Annotated in this window: 19 protein-coding genes; 9 read left to right on the forward strand and 10 right to left on the reverse strand. The window is 60.6% G+C overall.

Annotation, left to right across the window (positions count from 1 at the left end; translation table 11 throughout):
- Positions 1-134: 134 nt before the first annotated feature.
- The 6 genes from AC2444_RS20625 (at position 135) to AC2444_RS20650 (ending at position 5031) form a co-directional block, all read left to right on the forward strand.
- A complete protein-coding gene (locus tag AC2444_RS20625; RefSeq protein ID WP_011653909.1) occupies positions 135-932 on the forward strand; it encodes a basic amino acid ABC transporter substrate-binding protein in 798 nt (265 codons plus the stop codon).
- Between the two features lie 16 nt (positions 933-948).
- On the forward strand, positions 949-1761 hold the full coding sequence (locus tag AC2444_RS20630) for an amino acid ABC transporter permease (protein ID WP_012759375.1): 813 nt from the start codon (positions 949-951) through the stop codon (positions 1759-1761).
- 71 nt (positions 1762-1832) lie between these two features.
- Entirely contained in the window at positions 1833-2195 is a 363-nt protein-coding gene (locus AC2444_RS20635; RefSeq protein ID WP_012759376.1) for a hypothetical protein, read from the forward strand.
- Positions 2192-2545 carry a hypothetical protein gene (locus AC2444_RS20640; RefSeq protein WP_012759377.1) on the forward strand — a complete coding sequence of 118 codons (354 nt, stop codon included), beginning with the start codon at positions 2192-2194 and terminating at the stop codon, positions 2543-2545. Before AC2444_RS20635 ends, AC2444_RS20640 begins: the two co-directional genes overlap by 4 nt.
- 301 nt (positions 2546-2846) lie before the next feature.
- Entirely contained in the window at positions 2847-4256 is a 1410-nt protein-coding gene (gene leuC, locus AC2444_RS20645; RefSeq protein WP_003543674.1) for a 3-isopropylmalate dehydratase large subunit, read from the forward strand.
- 421 nt (positions 4257-4677) lie between these two features.
- Positions 4678-5031 carry a cell surface protein gene (locus AC2444_RS20650; RefSeq protein ID WP_128448907.1) on the forward strand — a complete coding sequence of 118 codons (354 nt, stop codon included), beginning with the start codon at positions 4678-4680 and terminating at the stop codon, positions 5029-5031.
- 86 nt (positions 5032-5117) lie between these two features.
- Here AC2444_RS20650 and AC2444_RS20655 read toward each other — a convergent pair whose 3' ends face one another.
- A complete protein-coding gene (locus AC2444_RS20655; protein WP_012759379.1) occupies positions 5118-5948 on the reverse strand; it encodes an aldo/keto reductase in 831 nt (276 codons plus the stop codon).
- A gap of 131 nt (positions 5949-6079) precedes the next feature.
- Positions 6080-6601, reverse strand: coding sequence for a L,D-transpeptidase family protein (locus AC2444_RS20660; protein ID WP_012759380.1), 522 nt, complete (start codon positions 6599-6601; stop codon positions 6080-6082).
- A 167-nt stretch (positions 6602-6768) separates the two neighbouring features.
- On the opposite strand from AC2444_RS20660, the gene AC2444_RS20665 reads away from it, so the two are divergent.
- Positions 6769-7452: a response regulator transcription factor gene (locus AC2444_RS20665; protein ID WP_012759381.1), complete on the forward strand. Its 684-nt coding sequence runs from the start codon at positions 6769-6771 to the stop codon at positions 7450-7452.
- 114 nt (positions 7453-7566) lie between these two features.
- Complete coding sequence (locus AC2444_RS20670) at positions 7567-8022, forward strand: cyclic nucleotide-binding domain-containing protein (RefSeq protein ID WP_012759382.1); 456 nt, start codon at positions 7567-7569, stop codon at positions 8020-8022.
- Between the two features lie 49 nt (positions 8023-8071).
- On the opposite strand, the gene AC2444_RS20675 is transcribed toward AC2444_RS20670, so the two are convergent.
- From AC2444_RS20675 to tesB, 6 genes are all read right to left on the reverse strand, one after another.
- Positions 8072-8875: an exodeoxyribonuclease III gene (locus AC2444_RS20675; protein WP_012759383.1), complete on the reverse strand. Its 804-nt coding sequence runs from the start codon at positions 8873-8875 to the stop codon at positions 8072-8074.
- Between the two features lie 251 nt (positions 8876-9126).
- Positions 9127-9795 carry an outer membrane lipoprotein carrier protein LolA gene (locus AC2444_RS20680; protein ID WP_012759384.1) on the reverse strand — a complete coding sequence of 223 codons (669 nt, stop codon included), beginning with the start codon at positions 9793-9795 and terminating at the stop codon, positions 9127-9129.
- 139 nt (positions 9796-9934) lie between these two features.
- Positions 9935-12628, reverse strand: coding sequence for an FtsK/SpoIIIE family DNA translocase (locus tag AC2444_RS20685; protein WP_017995458.1), 2694 nt, complete (start codon positions 12626-12628; stop codon positions 9935-9937).
- A gap of 250 nt (positions 12629-12878) precedes the next feature.
- Positions 12879-14309 carry an ammonium transporter gene (locus AC2444_RS20690; RefSeq protein WP_012759386.1) on the reverse strand — a complete coding sequence of 477 codons (1431 nt, stop codon included), beginning with the start codon at positions 14307-14309 and terminating at the stop codon, positions 12879-12881.
- A 27-nt stretch (positions 14310-14336) separates the two neighbouring features.
- Positions 14337-14687 carry a P-II family nitrogen regulator gene (locus tag AC2444_RS20695; RefSeq protein WP_003543684.1) on the reverse strand — a complete coding sequence of 117 codons (351 nt, stop codon included), beginning with the start codon at positions 14685-14687 and terminating at the stop codon, positions 14337-14339.
- 210 nt (positions 14688-14897) lie between these two features.
- On the reverse strand, positions 14898-15782 hold the full coding sequence (tesB, locus tag AC2444_RS20700; RefSeq protein ID WP_012759387.1) for an acyl-CoA thioesterase II: 885 nt from the start codon (positions 15780-15782) through the stop codon (positions 14898-14900).
- An 83-nt stretch (positions 15783-15865) separates the two neighbouring features.
- On the opposite strand from tesB, the gene AC2444_RS20705 reads away from it, so the two are divergent.
- Positions 15866-17080 carry a ubiquinone biosynthesis hydroxylase gene (locus AC2444_RS20705; protein WP_012759388.1) on the forward strand — a complete coding sequence of 405 codons (1215 nt, stop codon included), beginning with the start codon at positions 15866-15868 and terminating at the stop codon, positions 17078-17080.
- Between the two features lie 45 nt (positions 17081-17125).
- Here the strand turns inward: AC2444_RS20705 and AC2444_RS20710 are convergent, their stop codons facing one another.
- A complete protein-coding gene (locus tag AC2444_RS20710; RefSeq protein ID WP_012759389.1) occupies positions 17126-17314 on the reverse strand; it encodes a Trm112 family protein in 189 nt (62 codons plus the stop codon).
- A 9-nt stretch (positions 17315-17323) separates the two neighbouring features.
- On the reverse strand, positions 17324-18010 hold the full coding sequence (locus AC2444_RS20715) for an LON peptidase substrate-binding domain-containing protein (protein WP_017995461.1): 687 nt from the start codon (positions 18008-18010) through the stop codon (positions 17324-17326).
- Positions 18011-18062 lie beyond the last annotated feature (52 nt).

The following is an 18062-nucleotide window of genomic DNA, read 5'->3' on the forward strand; positions in this document are numbered from 1 at the left end:
ACGCAAAATTCTTTGCTTGGAAAGGCGGCCTTCGGGTCGCCTTTTCTATTTTTTGCGTGAGCACGCAGTGGGCGGCCTTGCCTCGGGCCTATCTTCCGTGACAGTTTTTGCCGTTCAATTTGGGGAACCGTTCAATGTTGTTTCGTCGTACCGTTCTTGCGAGCTTCGCCGCCCTTGCTCTTCTACCCCTCGCCGCATCGGCGGCCGAGCTGCCCGATCTCGGCGGCAAGAGCGTCGTCGTCGTCACCGAGAATGCCTATCCGCCGCTGCAATTCGTCGATCCGAAATCCGGCAAGGCGATCGGCTGGGAATATGATGCGATGAACGAGATCGCCAAGCGGCTGAATTTCAAGGTCGAATACCAGAACACCAGCTGGGACGCGATGATCCAGGCAGTTTCCGACGGCCAGTACAACATCGGCATGACCGGCATCACCATCAAGGAAGACCGCAAGCAGAAGGTGGATTTCTCCGATCCCTATATGCGCTCGCAGCAGTTCATGCTGGTGCGTGGCGACGAGAAGCGCTTCACCGATGCCAAGTCCTTCGGCGAATTCAAGGACGGCCTGGTCGGCGCGCAGCCCGGCACCACGCCCTTCTACACCGCCGTTTATGAAGTGCTTGATGGCAACGAGCAGAACCCGCGTATCAAGCTCTTCGAAACCTTCGGCGCCACCGTCCAGGCCTTGAAGGCCGGCGATGTCGACGTCGTGCTGACCGACGGCACCGCCGGCAAGGGTTATGTCGATGCCTCGAACGGCGCCCTGAAGCTGATCGGCGAACCGCTCGGCACCGAAGATTTCGGCTTCATTTTCCCGAAAGGGTCCGACCTCGTCGCCCCTGTCAATGCCGCCATCGCCGCACTCAAGGCCGACGGCACGCTGGATGGGCTGAACAAGAAGTGGTTCCTCGACTACAAGATGGGCGAATGACGCCGAGCAGCCGCTGATGGCCTTGCGACCATCGCCCGACAGACACGTCAAGGACGACTATCCCTGGTGGCTGGTCGCCCTCGTCACGATCGGCATCGTCCTTGCCGTCGTCATCGTCGCCAACGATATATACGCCCAGGTCTTCCGCACCGTCGTCAACGGTGTCGGCGTCACCGTCTTCGTCACGCTGGTCGCCTTCGTGCTCGCCACCGTGCTCGGCCTCGGCATCTGCCTGCTCGGCATGGCCGACAGCCAGGTGCTGCGTCAGATTGCGCGATTCTACATCGAGATCATCCGCGGCATACCGATCCTCGTGCTGCTGTTCTACGTCGCCTTCGTCGGCGCGCCGGCTCTGGTCGCAGCCTATAATTTCCTGATTTCGCCGCTGGTGACATCCGGCATGGCCGAGCCCATCCTGGTGCGCGACCTGTCGCTGATGTGGCGAGCGATCATCGCGCTGACGGTCGGTTATTCCTCCTTCATCGCCGAAATCTTCCGGGCCGGTTTCCAGTCGGTCGATCTCGGCCAGATCGAGGCGGCCAAGGCGCTTGGCCTGTCGCGCTACCGGCGCTTTCGCTCCGTCGTGTTCCCGCAGGCGATCCGGGTGATCTTCCCGCCGCTCTCCAACGATTTCGTCTCGATGGTGAAGGACAGCTCGCTCGTCTCCGTGCTCGGCGTCGCCGACATCACCCAGATGGGCAAGGTCTATGCCGCCGGCTCCTTCCGCTTCTTCGAGACCTATTCGATCGTCACCTATATCTATCTGATCCTGACGATCGGCCTGTCGCTGGCGCTCCGGCGGACGGAGAAATGGATGAAGTCGCGGTGAATGCATCAACTTTTTACTTGCATTTCCCCAAGAGCAATTTTTAGGTTGCAAAAATCTTGGAGCATTTTTGAATGACAGCGCCCATCTCCCTTTTCTTGGCGGTCTTTGTTCTTATCAGCACGATATCATTTTCGACCAAGGCTGCCGAACTACCCGTCTTCCAGGGTTACTGTGAAGAAGTATCGCAACATCCGATCAAGCCCGCCCAGCGTTTCCTTGCCTATATGCAATGCAATAATTTCGAAAATCGCTTCAAGGAGCAATTGCAGAAACATTGGTCCCTGGTCACCGACGATGACATGAAAATCTGTATGAAATACAAGGGAACCAAGAACGAAACGAAATCATATCAGCAGCTTATGGGCTGTCTGTCGCTGGCTGTCGGCGAAAAATGGTATTCGGGAAAGCTGACCTGTCGCGGAAAAACGCTATGAGAATATCACTCTTGGAATTTTCGGTCGCGTCGCTACTTTTGGTACCCGTTGTTGCAACATCGAATTCTCTGCAAGCGGCAGAGTTGCCTGAATATGACGGCTCGTTCTGTGTCCGGCTAACCTCAAAGATGCTGAACGCCGATGAAAAGAATGTCGAGACTAACAAGTGCCTTCAGGATGAAGCTGACGCAAAGAAGAAGCTCGCTGAGCACTGGGCAATCGTCTCAGAAAAATCATTTGGCTACTGCCGTACCTTAGGCCCGGGATCTTATCGATCACTCCTACGCTGCTTGGCGGGCAATGTCGGCTATAGTTGCTTTCAAGACGAACTGAGCTGTAGCTGGAATTGAGCAGCGGCTTCACCCAAGGGATATTCGACCTTATAACCGCTTTTTGCTGACCCCATAGGGCTTTTGGCAGAACATTGCCCAGGCGGCGGAAAGTTGGTATATGCAGGCCATGGAATCCAAGTTCAGATGCATTGGGGCGCATATTTTCGTGCTGCAGGACCATTATCGCCTGCCGGCGCGGTTTTTTGCGTGTGTATCCGGTGCGCTCAACAGCCGACTTCGTTGATCGAATGACGGCCGGCGGAGCCTGATCTGCCATTTCTCGATTTTCCAAAAGCTTCAGAAAAACGGACTTAACGCCATGAGCGCACCGCGTACCCTCTACGACAAGATCTGGGACGATCATCTGGTCGACGAACAGCCGGACGGCACCTGTCTTCTCTACATCGACCGCCACCTGGTCCACGAAGTCACCTCGCCGCAGGCGTTCGAAGGCCTGCGCATGACCGGCCGCAAGGTTCGCGCACCGGAAAAGACGCTCGCCGTCGTCGACCATAACGTTCCGACCTCGCCCGACCGCCATCTCGGCATCAAGAACGAGGAAAGCCGCATCCAGGTGGAAGCGCTGGCCACCAACGCCGCCGAATTCGGCGTCGAATATTATTCGGCAAGCGACAAGCGCCAGGGCATCGTCCACATCGTCGGTCCGGAACAGGGCTTCACCCTGCCCGGCATGACCATCGTCTGCGGCGACAGCCACACCTCGACGCATGGCGCCTTCGGGGCGCTGGCGCACGGAATCGGCACCTCCGAGGTCGAGCATGTGCTGGCGACCCAGACGCTGATCCAGAAGAAGGCCAAGAACATGCTGGTGCGGGTCGACGGCCTGCTTCCGCCGCACGTCACCGCCAAGGACATCATCCTTGCCATCATCGGCGAGATCGGCACGGCCGGCGGCACCGGCCACGTCATCGAATTTGCCGGTGAAGCGATCCGCGCGCTGTCGATGGAAGGCCGCATGACCGTCTGCAACATGACGATCGAGGGCGGCGCCCGCGCCGGCCTGATCGCCCCGGACGAAAAGACCTTCGAATACATCAAGGGCAAGCCGCGCGCGCCGAAGGGCGAGGCGCTGGAACAGGCGATCGCCTACTGGAAGACGCTGCAAACCGACGAGGGCGCTCATTACGACCGCGTCGTCGTCCTCGACGCCGCCAGCCTGCCGCCGATCGTTTCCTGGGGCTCCTCGCCCGAGGATGTCATCTCCGTCCAGGGCATCGTTCCGAACCCCGATGACATCCAGGACGAAACCAAGCGCACCTCCAAGTGGCGCGCGCTCGACTATATGGGCCTGAAGCCGGGCACGAAGATGACCGACATCACGCTCGACCGCGTCTTCATCGGCTCCTGCACCAACGGCCGCATCGAAGATCTGCGCGAAGTCGCCAAGGTCGTCGAAGGCAAGACGGTTGCCTCAACCGTCGACGCGATGATCGTGCCGGGCTCCGGCCTCGTCAAGGAACAGGCGGAAGCCGAAGGCCTCGACAAGATCTTCAAGGCCGCCGGTTTCGACTGGCGCGAACCGGGCTGCTCCATGTGCCTTGCGATGAACGACGACCGTCTGAAGCCGGGCGAACGCTGCGCTTCGACCTCAAACCGCAACTTCGAGGGCCGTCAGGGCTTCAAGGGCCGCACGCACCTCGTCTCGCCGGCAATGGCCGCTGCAGCCGCGATCGCCGGGCACTTCGTCGATATCCGCGAGTGGAACTGATCCGTCGAAACGGATGACAATCAAAAGCCCACCCATGCCCCTGCGCATCGGTGGGCTTCGCATTTATGGCACCCCGTGCCTTCGGCACCTGGTGGATAATGCTCCCATGGGCTCGTCAGTGAATGACCCGCGTTCTCGATTTCACCCGTTCGGGCAATCGACATCGGAGGGTGCCTGTGGCTTCATCGAGATGGCGCTTTCAGACGCATCTCGCGCGACTTTCGACAGACACGCTTTCGGGCGTCCATTGCCGGTTTCGGCGATCATTGGCCTGGCGGCGCTACAGCGCGCGCGTCTTTTCAGACGCGCAAAGGACGCTGTAACACTTTGGATTGCTGCATAATTTCATCCTTAAATCGATTCCGATTTAAGGAATTATGCAGGAGCAAAGTTCCGCGTTGTGTGATCTGGGAGAATAGCCATGAGACAGAAAATGGCAGGACGCCTGCCGCAAACCATCCTGGGCCTGTTCGTATCGCTGGCATCGATCGATGCCGCCGCGGCTGCGCCGATCCATCCGGCAGCACCGCCGATCACGATCTCTTCCAGCTTGTGGCAACAGGTCGCGCAAAACAAGGCATCGTCTCTCAATGGCTATCGTGGCTATAGCAGCGCCCGGCCCGGCTATATCAAGAGCTCGAATGGCTATTGGTATCCCTCGCGCGCCTTCGCTTCGGACGATTATACCGGTTCGATCGGGCGTCCGCAGCGCCTGAACAACGCCTGCAACTTCGGTTTTACCCCGACCAACGGCTCGTCCAAATGTAATTATTGAAGCGGCAGGCCCGTCATACAAAGGCCGCCGCGGGTAATCTCTCCCGAGGCGGCCGTTGATTGCCTTGGCAATGATTGAGACGACGATCAGAAGGTCGCCGTTATCGGATCCGGTCCCATGCGGGCACCGGCGCTGTCGAGCTTGGCGATCGCGGCCATATCATCGGTATCGAGCTTGAAGTCGAACACCTGGAAATTCTCCTCGATACGCAACGGCGTCACCGATTTCGGGATGACGACGAGGCCGGTGTCGATGTGCCAGCGAATGATGACCTGAGCCGGCGTCTTCCGATGTTTTTTGGCGATCTCGCCGATCACCGCGTTCGAGATGAACTTGCCCTGGCCGAGCGGGCTCCAGGATTCGGTGGCGATACCAAGCTTCTTGTGAGCCTCCTGCGCCACCTTCTGCTGGAAATCGGGATGCAGCTCGATCTGGTTGATGACGGGAACGACGCCGGTCTCGCCGATGATACGCTCGAGATGTTCGGGATTGAAATTCGACACGCCGATCGAACGGGCACGACCCTCTTCCCGGATGCGGGCGAAAGCCTTCCAGGTCTCTGTATAGAGGCCGCGATGCGGCGACGGCCAGTGAATGAGGTAGAGGTCGACGTACTCGGAACCGAGCTTCTTCAGGCTGCCGTCGAAGGCGCGCATCGTATTGTCATAGCCTTGATCGGTATTCCTGAGTTTGGTGGTGACGAAGATGTCTTTGCGGTCGAGGCCGGAAGAGCGGATGCCTTCGCCCACACCCTCTTCGTTGTCGTAGCCGGAAGCCGTATCGATGTGACGATAACCGGCGGCGATCGCCGTGCGCACGGTGGGAGCGGCAATATCCTGCGGCGTCTGCCAGACGCCGAGGCCGACTTGCGGAATGGAATGTCCGTCATGGAAAGTGATGATAGGTTGAGCGGTCACAATATATCTCCGGGAGTTTGAAGAATTGGACGAGGCATGAATTGCGCCCGCTCTTGCGGACGTCCCTGAACGCATTTCAGCCGGAGCGTTCGGTCACCGACAGCATATAGGCGACCGCATCCGGAAGACAATCAGACGACGCGGACAATCGTTCCCTTTCGAAGGTGAGGCAGCAGGCGGCGCATGTCGCGCAGGCTTACCGCCACGCAGCCCGCCGTCGGCTCGTAGCCCGGCCTGATGAGATGGAAGAAGATCGCCGAGCCGCGATTGCGCGCACGCGAGGAGATGTTCCAGTCCATCACCAGGCAGATATCGTAGAGCCCGTCGCTGCGCCGCATTTCCTCATGACTTGCGCAAAACGGCGCCCGGACGAGGCGGTTGTAGCTGGCACTGTCGGACTGATCGCACCAGAGCATGTCGGGGCGGATGCGGTGGATGGAAAGCGGAGTGACGAGCCGGCCATTCCGCTCGCCGCGCCGGAAGCCTGATATCAACCTCATCGAGGCGATCGGCGTGGCGCCGTCGCCTTCGCGTTTCATCACTGTGCGGCCGGAGCGGCCGATCGCAGCGGGCACGGTGATGGCGCCGAGCCGGACGATCGCCCGGTTCTTGCGCCCCGGCGCAGCACGCACCACCATCGTCGACGGCGTCATACCCCGCCTCTGCCTTGCTTTTTCCATTTTTCTCGCATGTCGTGCCTTGTCTGGGGCTTCGATTGAAATCATATCGAAACCGACCCGGCAACAGCCCGCTGCCCGATCCTTGCCAAACCAGGAATTTGGCGTAGGACTAGGGGACTTAACATGAGGACGCAAACGGCATGACCGCACGCACCATTCTTCTGGTGGATGACGACGATGACCTTCGGCAGACGCTGACGGAGCAATTGTCGCTGTATGAGGAATTCACGGCTCTGCAGGAAGCCAACGCCGGCAAAGGTGTCGCGACCGCCCGCGCGACGCCGATCGACCTGCTGATCATGGATGTCGGCCTGCCCGATATGGACGGCCGCGAGGCAGTGAAGCTGCTGCGCAAGGGCGGTTTCAAGGCGCCGATCATCATGCTGACTGGCCACGATACCGATTCCGACACGATCCTCGGCCTCGAAGCCGGCGCCAACGACTATGTCACCAAGCCCTTCCGCTTCGCCGTGCTGCTCGCCCGCATCCGCGTGCAGCTGCGCCAGCATGAGCAGAGCGAGGACGCGACCTTTACCGTCGGCCCTTACCTCTTCAAGCCCAGCCAGAAGCTCCTGACCACCGATAACGGCCAGAAGATCCGACTGACGGAAAAGGAAGCGGCGATCATCCGCTATCTCTACCGCGCCGAACAGAAGGTCGTCACCCGCGACGTGCTGCTCGAAGAGGTCTGGGGCTATAATTCCGGCGTAACGACGCATACTCTGGAAACCCACGTTTATCGCCTGCGCCAGAAGATCGAGCGAGATCCCTCCAATGCCGAAATCCTCGTCACGGAAAACGGCGGCTACAAGATCATACCCTAGAGCAGTTCCGTTTTTCTCCGAATCACGGAAATGCCTATCTCTTTGTTTTCATGCAATTCCGAACGCAGACTGCGACGCACTTCTGCTGGAATTGCTCTAAGGCGAAAAGCCCGCATGGCGCTGACCGACGACATCCACATGCTCGCGCAGCTTCCTCTGTTCAAGGACATGAACGAGGATCAGCTGCGGTTGATCGCCTTTGGCGCCGACCGGCGCATGATCGCTGCCGGCCAGATGCTGTTTCGCCAGGGTTCGCCCGCCGAGAGCGCCTATGTCATCCTCGGCGGCAGCCTGGAGCTGAGCGCGACGAGCAGCGACGGCATGCAGAGGACGGAGGGGATCGCCGGTCCCGGAACCCTGGTTTCCGAGCTGGCGCTGGTGACGCTGGTGGAGCGCAAGTTCACCGCGGTAGCGCGCGAGGACACCAGCATCATCCGTATCACCCGCGCCCTCTTCCACCGGCTGATCGAAGAATATCCGGACGCAGCCCGACTGATCGAGAACCGCATCCGCGACAATCTCGCCGAACTCGCGGCAAAGGCCGCAAGCCAATTCTATCGCTTCAACTGATCCCCGCTAGAGCGCTTCTGCGCTTTACGAAAAGCTGAACCGAATCGCCCTAGAAATCGAAATGCGCCGTCACCGGTACGTGGTCGGAGGGCCGGTCCCAGCCGCGTGCCTCCTTCAGGATCTCGATTCGCTTGAGATGCGGCCCGAGATCCGACGACGACCAGATATGGTCGAGACGGCGGCCGCGATCGGCGGCCTCCCAATCCTTGGCGCGGTAGCTCCACCAGGTGTAGAGTTTCTCGCTGGCAGGCACATGCTGGCGCATCAGATCGAGCCAGGCGCCGCGCTTCATCACCTCGAGCAGCCCCTCGGTTTCGACAGGCGTATGGCTGACGATCTTCAAAAGCTGCTTGTGCGACCAGACGTCATGCTCCAGCGGCGCGATGTTGAGGTCACCGACGAGGATGGCTGAAGTGTTGGCCTCGCCATTGGCTTTCAGCAGCTTCATCTCTTCGATGAAATCGAGCTTGTGGCCGAATTTCGGATTGATCGTGCGATCCGGCTCGTCGCCGCCGGCCGGGACATAGAAATTATGCAGCCGAACCCGACGATTGCCGCGCTCGAAGATCGCCGAGATGTGACGCGCATCGCCGACGCCGCAATAATCCTGCCGGTGATCCTCGGTCAACGGAATGCGCGAGGCGATCGCCACGCCATGATAACCCTTCTGGCCATGGATGATGATGTGAGTGTAGCCCAAAGCCCTGAGCGGTGCCGCCGGAAACAGGTCGTTCGTCACCTTGGTTTCCTGCAGGCAGAGAATATCGGGCCTGTGCTTGAGAACGAGCTGCTCGACGATCGGCATGCGCAGCCGCACCGAATTGATGTTCCAGGTGGTGATCGAAAAACCCATGCCCCATACCCTCTCGCGTCCAATGCCTGCATGCCGGCCGAACCGCAGCTCGACGCGACGCGCTTTCATGAAGGGCTTTAAAACAAAGGCGGACGCGAGGGAACCAGCCACGAGCATGATGCCGAAAAGTGTGAGCGGTTTTCGGACGACATCATGCTCAAATCGTTGATTGAGATCCGGATGTTTTCAAGCCAATCGGCCTGAAAACATCCGGATCTGGTAAAAGCGGCCGGCGATCAACCGAAAAGCTCTCAGTCGCGCGACTGCGGCGTGCCTGGAATGGTCTCATAGGGCACGCGGAAGACGCGATCCTCGAACTGCATGCCGGTTTTGACATTGAAGATCATCACCGAGGTGTCCTTGCCCTGATTGTCGGTGATCGTCCACTGACGCAAGTCGTAAGTCTTCGGGTCGAACATCATGGTAATGGTCGAGTTTCCAAACACCGTATTGTTGCCGAGCGCGATCGTCGTCAGGTCAGACTCTTCCTTCACGCCCTTCACCATGCCCGCCGACAGATCGATATGCTGCGCGAGGAGCAGGCTGAGCGGGGTCTTGGACAGCGGATAGAGATCCCAGGTTTTGAGCTTCATATTGCCGATGGCGACGTTCTTGCCATCGGCGATCACCCGCATCGGCGACGGATCGTCATAGTTGAAGCGCAGCTTGCCGGGGCGCTGGATGAAGAACTTGCCGCCGGTCTGTTCGCCGCGCGGGCCGAACTGCACGAATTCGCCCTGCATCGTCGTGACGCCGGAAAAATGATCGGCGATCGCCTGCGCCGTGCCGGAGGCGGGAGCTGCCGCCTGCGCATAAGCACCAAGGGGAATGGCGCTCGCTATCGCAGCGACGGCAAAGGCGCCGAGAAGGTCGCGGCGCGTTACCGTCAGGCCGGAGAGGAAGGTATCGGAGTGACTCATCTAAATCTCCTTTATGCGATCTGCATGCTGCCGAAAGGCGGCGTCTTCAAGGCGTTGCGATCGGCCTGCGAGAGGTAACGGCTTCGGCGCTATCAGGTTTCCGCAAAAGCGGCTGTATTGGAAATATATGCCTGTTCTGTCAGCGGTCGAGGATGTCGCCTTCTGTGGGAACGAGGATCTCGCGTTTGCCGGCATGGTTGGCCGGTCCTATGATGCCCTCCTTCTCCATGCGCTCGACGAGCGAGGCAGCGCGGTTGTAGCCGATGCCGAGGCGGCGCTGGACGTAGGATGTCGATGCCTTGCCGTCGCGCAGCACGATGGCGACCGCCTGGTCGTAGGGATCTTCCGATTCGGAAAGATTGGACGTGCCGGCCGGGCCGCCGCCGCCGCCGTAATCGCCATCCTCGTCATCATCGGCGGTGATCGCGTCGAGATATTGCGGCGAGCCCTGGGTCTTCAGGTAGGAGACGATCTCCTCCACCTCGACATCCGAAACGAACGGGCCGTGCACGCGCTGGATACGCCCGCCGCCCGCCATGTAGAGCATGTCACCCATGCCCAGCAGCTGCTCGGCGCCCTGTTCGCCAAGGATGGTGCGGCTGTCGATCTTCGAGGTCACCTGGAAGGAGATGCGGGTCGGGAAGTTCGCCTTGATCGTGCCGGTGATGACGTCGACCGACGGACGCTGTGTCGCCATGATCACATGTATGCCGGCGGCACGGGCCATCTGCGCCAAACGCTGGACGGCGCCTTCGATATCCTTGCCGGCGACCATCATCAGGTCGGCCATCTCGTCGATGATCACGACGATATAGGGCATCGGCCGCAGATCGAATTCTTCGGTCTCGTACATCGCTTCGCCGGTGTGGCGGTCGAATCCGGTCTGCACCGTACGCGAGATCGCCTCGCCCTTCGACAGCGCCTGCTCGACGCGGGTGTTGAAGCCGTCGATGTTACGCACGCCGATCTTCGACATCTTCTTGTAGCGCTCTTCCATCTCGCGAACGGTCCATTTGAGCGCGACGACGGCCTTCTTCGGATCGGTGACGACAGGCGAAAGCAGATGCGGGATGCCATCATAGACGGAGAGTTCGAGCATCTTCGGGTCGATCATGATCAGCCGGCATTGTTCCGGCGTCATGCGGTAAAGCAGCGATAGGATCATCGTGTTGATGGCGACCGACTTGCCGGAGCCGGTGGTGCCGGCGACCAGCAGATGCGGCATCTTGGCGAGGTCGGCGATCACAGCTTCGCCGCCGATCGTCTTGCCGAGCGCCATGGCGAGCTTCGCCTTGCTGCCCTCGAAATCCCTCGAGGCGATGAGTTCACGCAGATAGACGGTCTCGCGCGTCTGGTTCGGTAATTCGATGCCGATCGCGTTGCGGCCGGGCACGACGGCGACGCGGGCGGCAATGGCGCTCATCGAGCGGGCGATATCGTCGGCAAGGCCGATGACGCGCGACGACTTGATCCCGGGTGCCGGCTCCAGTTCGTAGAGCGTGACGACCGGGCCGGGGCGGACATGGATGATCTCGCCCTTGACGCCGAAATCTTCGAGCACGCCTTCGAGCATGCGGGCGTTCTGCTCCAGCGCATCGGCCGAAAGCGTGGAGTCGCGCACGACATTCTTTGGTTCGGCGAGCAGATGCATCGACGGAAGCTGGAAACCCTCGGGACGGATGAACGAGCCTTGCGCCTCCCGCTCGATGCGGGCGCTGGGCTTCGGACGTGCGACCACGGGGATGACGCGCGGTTCCGGCTTGCCGGCGGCCTTTGCCGGCGCGCGGATCATCCAGTCCTCGTCATCGTCGTCGGGCAGGATATCGGCCGGGCGCGGCGGCATATCGGTATCGAAGGGCAGGTCGTCGTCATTATCGTCGTCGTCATCGATGGACAGCGACGGCGCGGAAACGACGCGCCGCGGCGAAGCCGTCCTTGCTCCCATCGATGGCTCCATCGACGGTTCCATGCGCTCGCCGCGAGCGGTCGGCGCCTTGGCGCGCACGGGTTCGTTCAGCGTGCCGAACTCGTCATCGTTGAAATCATAAGGGGATTCGTAATCGCCCTGGCGCCGCTTGCGCGGCCCCATGCCGAAGAGCCGGCGCAGTCGGCCCTGGCTCATATACCAGGCATGCGTCACGGCACCGCTGAGAGCGACCCAGCGGGACTCGTCCTCCTCCTCGTCCTCGTCTCCGACGACGCGGGCCTTGCTACTGCGCGTATCGACGTACTCCTCCTCGACCTCCTCGTCGGCGTCGCTGCGGCCGACCAGGCCGGAGGCAAAGAGCATCATCCAGGCGGTCGGCGCGGCAAAGATGCAGCCGACGACCATGGCGAAGGTGCCTGTGGGATAAGCGCCGACGAAGAGTGCGGGAAAACGCAGGATCATGTCGCCGACGACGCCGCCGATGCCGTTCGGAATCGGCCAGGTGAGCGGCGGCGGAAAGCAGCCGATGATGGCGCAGGAAAGCACCGAACCGGCCAACCAGGCGCCGCCACGGGCCGGAATACGGCTGAAGCGGCGACCCGAGATCAGCGTCAGCGCCCAGGCGACGATCGGCAGCATCGAAACGACGCTGGCAAGCCCGAGGAACTGCATGACGATATCGGCAAAGGCAGCCCCGCTGTAACCGAGAATATTCGTCGGCAGGTTAGCGGTCGCATAGGAATAGCTCGGATCCGCAACATTCCATGTCGCCAGCGCCGCGACGCAGAACGCCAGCAGCAGAAAGATCGCAAAGCCGATGAGCGCCTGGATCTGCCGCAGCATGAATGCCGAGAAGGAGAACCGATCCGGACGGCCATCCATTGCCGGCGACGTGCTTCTTGCCATGTGTCTAACCCGTCCAATGCCTGAGGACACGCGAATCGCTGAAGCTTCGCCGTGCCAAAATGCGTCCACTCTACCTAATCAGAGCCGGGTTAAAGCGATGTTAACCATGCATGGCTGGACGACAATTCTAGACCGGGAAATGAAAAAAGCCCGAACCTTGGAAGGTCCGGGCCAAATGCGGTCTATGGTTAGATAGGCCGCGACGGGCCGTGAAGCGGCGCCCTTTTGCCGGGCGCCGCAAACCCTGTGATCAGGAAGAGTGGTAAGCGGCTTCGCCGTGGGTCGAGAGGTCGAGACCTTCGCGCTCGGCTTCGACGGTGACACGCAGGCCGATGACGACGTCGACGATCTTGTAGAGGATCGCCGAGCCGATACCCGACCACAGCAGCGTCGTCAGCACGCCCTTGGCCTGAGCCCAGACCTGGGTTGCCGTGCCGGCATAGGAGGCTGCGAAATCGGCGGTCGAATAATCGACGATGCCTGCACCGCCGAGCGCCGGGTTGACGAGGATACCGGTGCCGAGAGCGCCGATGATGCCGCCGACGCAATGGACGCCGAAGACATCAAGGCTGTCGTCGTAGTTGAACTTGTTCTTCACGACGTCGACGAAGAAGTAGCAGACCGGTGAGACGATCAGGCCGAGAACGATCGAGCCCATCGGGCCGGCAAAGCCTGCCGCCGGGGTAATGGCGACGAGACCGGCAACCGCGCCGGAAGCGCCACCCAGCATGGAAGCCTTGCCGCGGGTGAGGGTTTCGACGATGCACCAGGACACAGCGGCGGCAGCCGTGGCGACGAAGGTGTTGATGAAGGCAAGCGAGGCGTAGGAATTGGCTTCGAGGTTGGAGCCGGCATTGAAGCCGAACCAACCGACCCAGAGCAGCGAGGCGCCGACCATGGTCAGCGTCATCGAGTGCGGAGCCATGATTTCCTTCTTATAGCCCGTGCGCTTGCCGAGCATGATGGCGCCGACGAGGCCCGCAATACCGGCATTGATGTGAACGACCGTGCCGCCGGCGAAGTCGATTGCGCCATAGGAGAAGATCAGTCCGGCCGGCGAGGTGTAGGAGCTCGGACCGCCCCAGAACCAGACCATGTGTGCCATCGGGAAGTAGATGAAGGTGACCCAGAGCACGACGAAGAGCATGACGGCCGAGAACTTGATGCGTTCGGCGAATGCGCCGACGATCAGGCCAGGCGTGATGCAGGCAAAGGTCATCTGGAATACGATGAAGGTGTATTCCGGAATGGCGACGCCCTTCGAGAAGGTTTCAGCGAGCGACGACGTGTTGACGCCGGCGAGGAAGGCCTTGGAGAAGCCGCCGACGAAGCTGTTCAGCGAGCCGCCGTCGGTGAAGGCGAGCGAATAGCCGTAAGTCACCCAGATCAGCGCCACGACGGCGGTGATCATGAATACCTGCATCAGCACCGAGAGCATGTTCTTGGCGCGGACGAGACCGCCGTAGAAAAGCGCAAGGCCGGGGATGGTCATCAAAAGGACGAGCGCCGAGGAGACGAGCATCCAGGCATTGTCACCCTTGTCCATGGTGAAAGCAGGAGCAGCAGCAGCGGTGGCAGCAGCTGGTGCAGCCTCCTGCGCAAAAGCGACGGCCGGCGCCAGAAGGGCGGCCGAAGCTGCGCAAAGCCGCGCAAAGGTGGAAGAAAACTTCGAAATTGACATTGGAAAAAGCTCCTTGATCTGCCGTTCTTACAGCGCTTCTGAATCGGTTTCGCCCGTACGGATGCGCACGGCATGGTCGATCGAATAGACGAAGATCTTGCCGTCGCCGATCTGGCCGGTCTTGGCCGATGCCGCAATGGCCTCGACCGCCCTGTCGACGAGTTCCGATGCAACAGCGATTTCGATCTTGAGCTTCGGCAGGAAGCTGACTGCATATTCGGTGCCGCGATAGATTTCGGTGTGCCCCTTCTGGCGCCCGTAGCCCTTCACCTCGGTTACGGTCAGCCCCTGAATACCGATCGCCGTAAGGGCTTCGCGGACCTCATCGAGCTTGAACGGCTTGATAATGGCCATCACAATTTTCATCTGGTTTCCCATCCTTCGTTATCCTCGGCACGGAGCCGACTCTCCTTGCCGCTGACGTTCCTGAACAGCGACCGGCGATATACATTCAAGGGGCGTGCCAGATTCAAGGCAGATCGTAAGTTATTGAAAAGTAAAGGTTATAATAAATAATGCCAATAAACAGGCAAATGACCGGCCGATAAGCGCACAAATAACGCGCAACTTCAAAAAGATGCACATTATTTATTCATTTGCCTTTTTCCGAATCAGACCTTCCTGCGCGACAGAGGCAATCAGCTCACCCGATCGCGTAAATAGGCTACCCCGGGTTAATCCTCTGGCGCCAGAAGCCGACGGACTGTCCTGCGTATAAAGCAGCCAGTCGTCGAGTTTGCAGGGTCTGTGGAACCACATGGAGTGATCGAGGCTCGCCACCTGCAGGCTCTGGTCGAAGATGGACGTTCCGTGCGCATAGAGCGACGTATCGAGCAGCGTCATGTCCGAAAGATAGGCAAGCACGGCCGCCTGATAGAGCCTGTTGTCGGGAACCGGGCCGGTAGCGCGCACCCAGACATCCTGCTTCGGATCGAGTTTCCTGTCGGAAAAATAATGCGTCAGCGAGACGGGACGGATCTCGATCGGCCGCTCGCGCTGCCAGTATTTTCGGATCGCCTCCGGCGCGTGCGCGAGATACTGTTCCTTGATCTGCTGCTCGCCGAGCAGCGCCTCCGGCATCTCGACATCGGGCATCGTAATCTGATGTTCGAAGCCCGGCTCCTCCACCTGGAAGGAGGCCGACAGCGCGAAGATCGCCTTGCCGTGCTGGATGGCGACGACGCGCCTCGTATTGAAGCTCGATCCATCGCGGATGCGTTCCGCCTGGTAGATGATCGGCACCGAGGGATCGCCGGGACGCATGAAATAGGCATGCAGCGAATGGACGAAACGCTCGCCCTCGATGGTGCGCTGCGCCGCCATCAGCGCCTGGCCGATCACCTGGCCGCCGAAGACCCGCTGCCAGCCGACCTTCGGGCTGCGGCCGCGGAAGATATCGACCTCGATCGGCTCGAGGTCGAGCGTAGAAAGCAGCGTCTCCATCGCCGAAGGCTCTGATGTCTCGCGCGTCATTTCTATGTCTCCCGGCGGTAGGAAGTGAAGTTGCGATGATCTATATAGAGCACATCTGAGGCACAAGGTACGGGAGCGGCGCGATGTTGGACATGCTGGTTGTGGGCGGGGGTTATGTCGGCCTTTCCGCCGCTGTAGCGGTCAAACAGGCAGCACCCCATCTGAATGTCGCCGTCGTCGAGGCGGCCCCCGAGCATGTCTGGAAAAACGATACGCGCGCTTCCGCCGTCATCGCGGCGGCGGCAAAGATGCTCGAGGTCTTCGGCATCTGGAACGAGATCGAGCCGGAAGCCCAGCCGATCACCAAGATGATCGTCACCGACTCCAAGACCTCCGATCCGGTGCGTCCGGTTTTTCTGACCTTCGACGGCCAAGTCTCCGAAGGCCGGCCCTTCGCCCACATGATCCCGAATGTTGCCATGGTCGCAGCCCTGCGCGGCGCCTGCGAGCGGCTCGGCATCGATATCCGCCATGGGCTCGGCGCCACGGAGCTGAAAACCCACGACACTCATGTCACCGTCACGCTTTCGGACGGTGGTACGCTGGAAACCAAGCTATTGGTTGCCTGCGACGGCGTGCGCTCGAAACTGCGCGATCTCGCCGGCATCAGGACCGTCACCTGGGACTACGGCCAGTCCGGCATCGTTGCAACCGTCGAACACGAGCGGCCGCATGACGGCTGCGCCGAGGAACACTTTTTGCCGGCCGGCCCCTTCGCCATCCTGCCGCTCAAGAACAACCGCTCCTCGCTCGTCTGGACGGAGCGCACGCCGGATGCCAACCGGCTGGTCGCCGCCGACGACCTGATCTTCGAGGAAGAGCTCGAACGCCGCTTCGGCCACAAGCTTGGGAGCCTGAAAGTGATCGGCGACAAGCGTGCCTTCCCGCTCGGCCTGACGCTCGCCCGCTCCTTCGTCGCGCCGCGTTTCGCGCTGGCTGGCGACGCCGCCCATGGTATCCACCCGATTTCGGGGCAGGGCCTCAATCTCGGCTTCAAAGATGTGGCGGCACTTGCCGAAACCATCGTGGATGCCGATCGCCTCGGCCTCGATATCGGCTCGATCAATATCCTAGAGCGCTACCAAACCTGGCGCCGCTTCGACACTTTCCGTATGGGGGTGACGACCGACGTGCTGAACCGGCTCTTCTCCAACGACGCAACGCCGATCCGCATCGCCCGCGACGTCGGACTCGGCATCGTCGACCGGCTGCCACGCCTCAAATCCTTCTTCATCGGCCAGGCGGCCGGAACGACGGCAAAGGACAATCCGCGGCTGCTTGCCGGAGAGACGATTTAAAGAGGCGCTTGCGCATAACTCGAAATCGGAAACGCTAAGGACGCTCTATTCATCAAGACGGCGAGCCTCTGACACCAGCATGATCGGAATGCCGTCGCGGATCGGATAGGCAAGCCGCGCCTTTTCCGAGACAAGTTCATTCTGCTCGCGATCATAGGAAAGCCGGCCCTTGGAGAGCGGGCAGACCAGGAGATCGAGCAGCTTTGGATCGACGCGGCTGAGTTTTTCGTCCATGGCTGAAGTCTACTGCAGAACCGTATCGGAGTCACCGAAGACGCGCGCCAGCACGATTTCGGTAATGGCGATCAGCGTCTCGGCTCGCGTCTTCAGGTCAGGCGCCTCCAGCAGCGCTTGCTTTTCCGCCGGCCCGAAGGGCGACATCATCGCCAGCGAATTGACCAGCGTCAGATTGCTCGCGCGTTCGACGCTCTCCCAGTCGGCCTCGAGCTTGTTGGCATCGAGATAGGCCTTGAAGGCGGTCAGAAGCGCTGCGCGATCGACCGCCTCCTCCTCATTCGCGGCCGAGAGGTCGGCGATAAAAGGGGCGATACGGAAGATGCGGAAGGGATCGCTGGTCGCTTTCTCCTCCAGCAGCCGGAAGCGGCAGACGCCGGTCAGCGATACGATATAGCGCCCGTCGCCGGTCTCGGCGAAAGAGGTGATGCGGCCGAGGCAACCGACGGCGGCAAGGTTGGGCTCGCCGCCCTTGTCCTCGTGTTCGCCGAATGCCGGCTGCACCATGCCGATCAGACGGTTTCCGGTCAGTGCTGCATCCAGCATCGCCAGATAGCGCGGCTCGAAAATGTTGAGGGGAAGCTGCCCGGCCGGCAGCAGAAGGGCGCCGGTCAGGGGGAAGACAGCGATCGCATCAGGCAGATCGCCCGGCTTCAGGTATCTGGCATTCCCGACTTGCATGAAACCGTCCCGCATTCTTGTAACGGGCTTGCCCGTCCTGACGAGAATGTGGTGCCCTCGTCCGAAA

The sequence above is a fragment of the Rhizobium sp. WSM1328 genome (genome assembly GCF_057653715.1).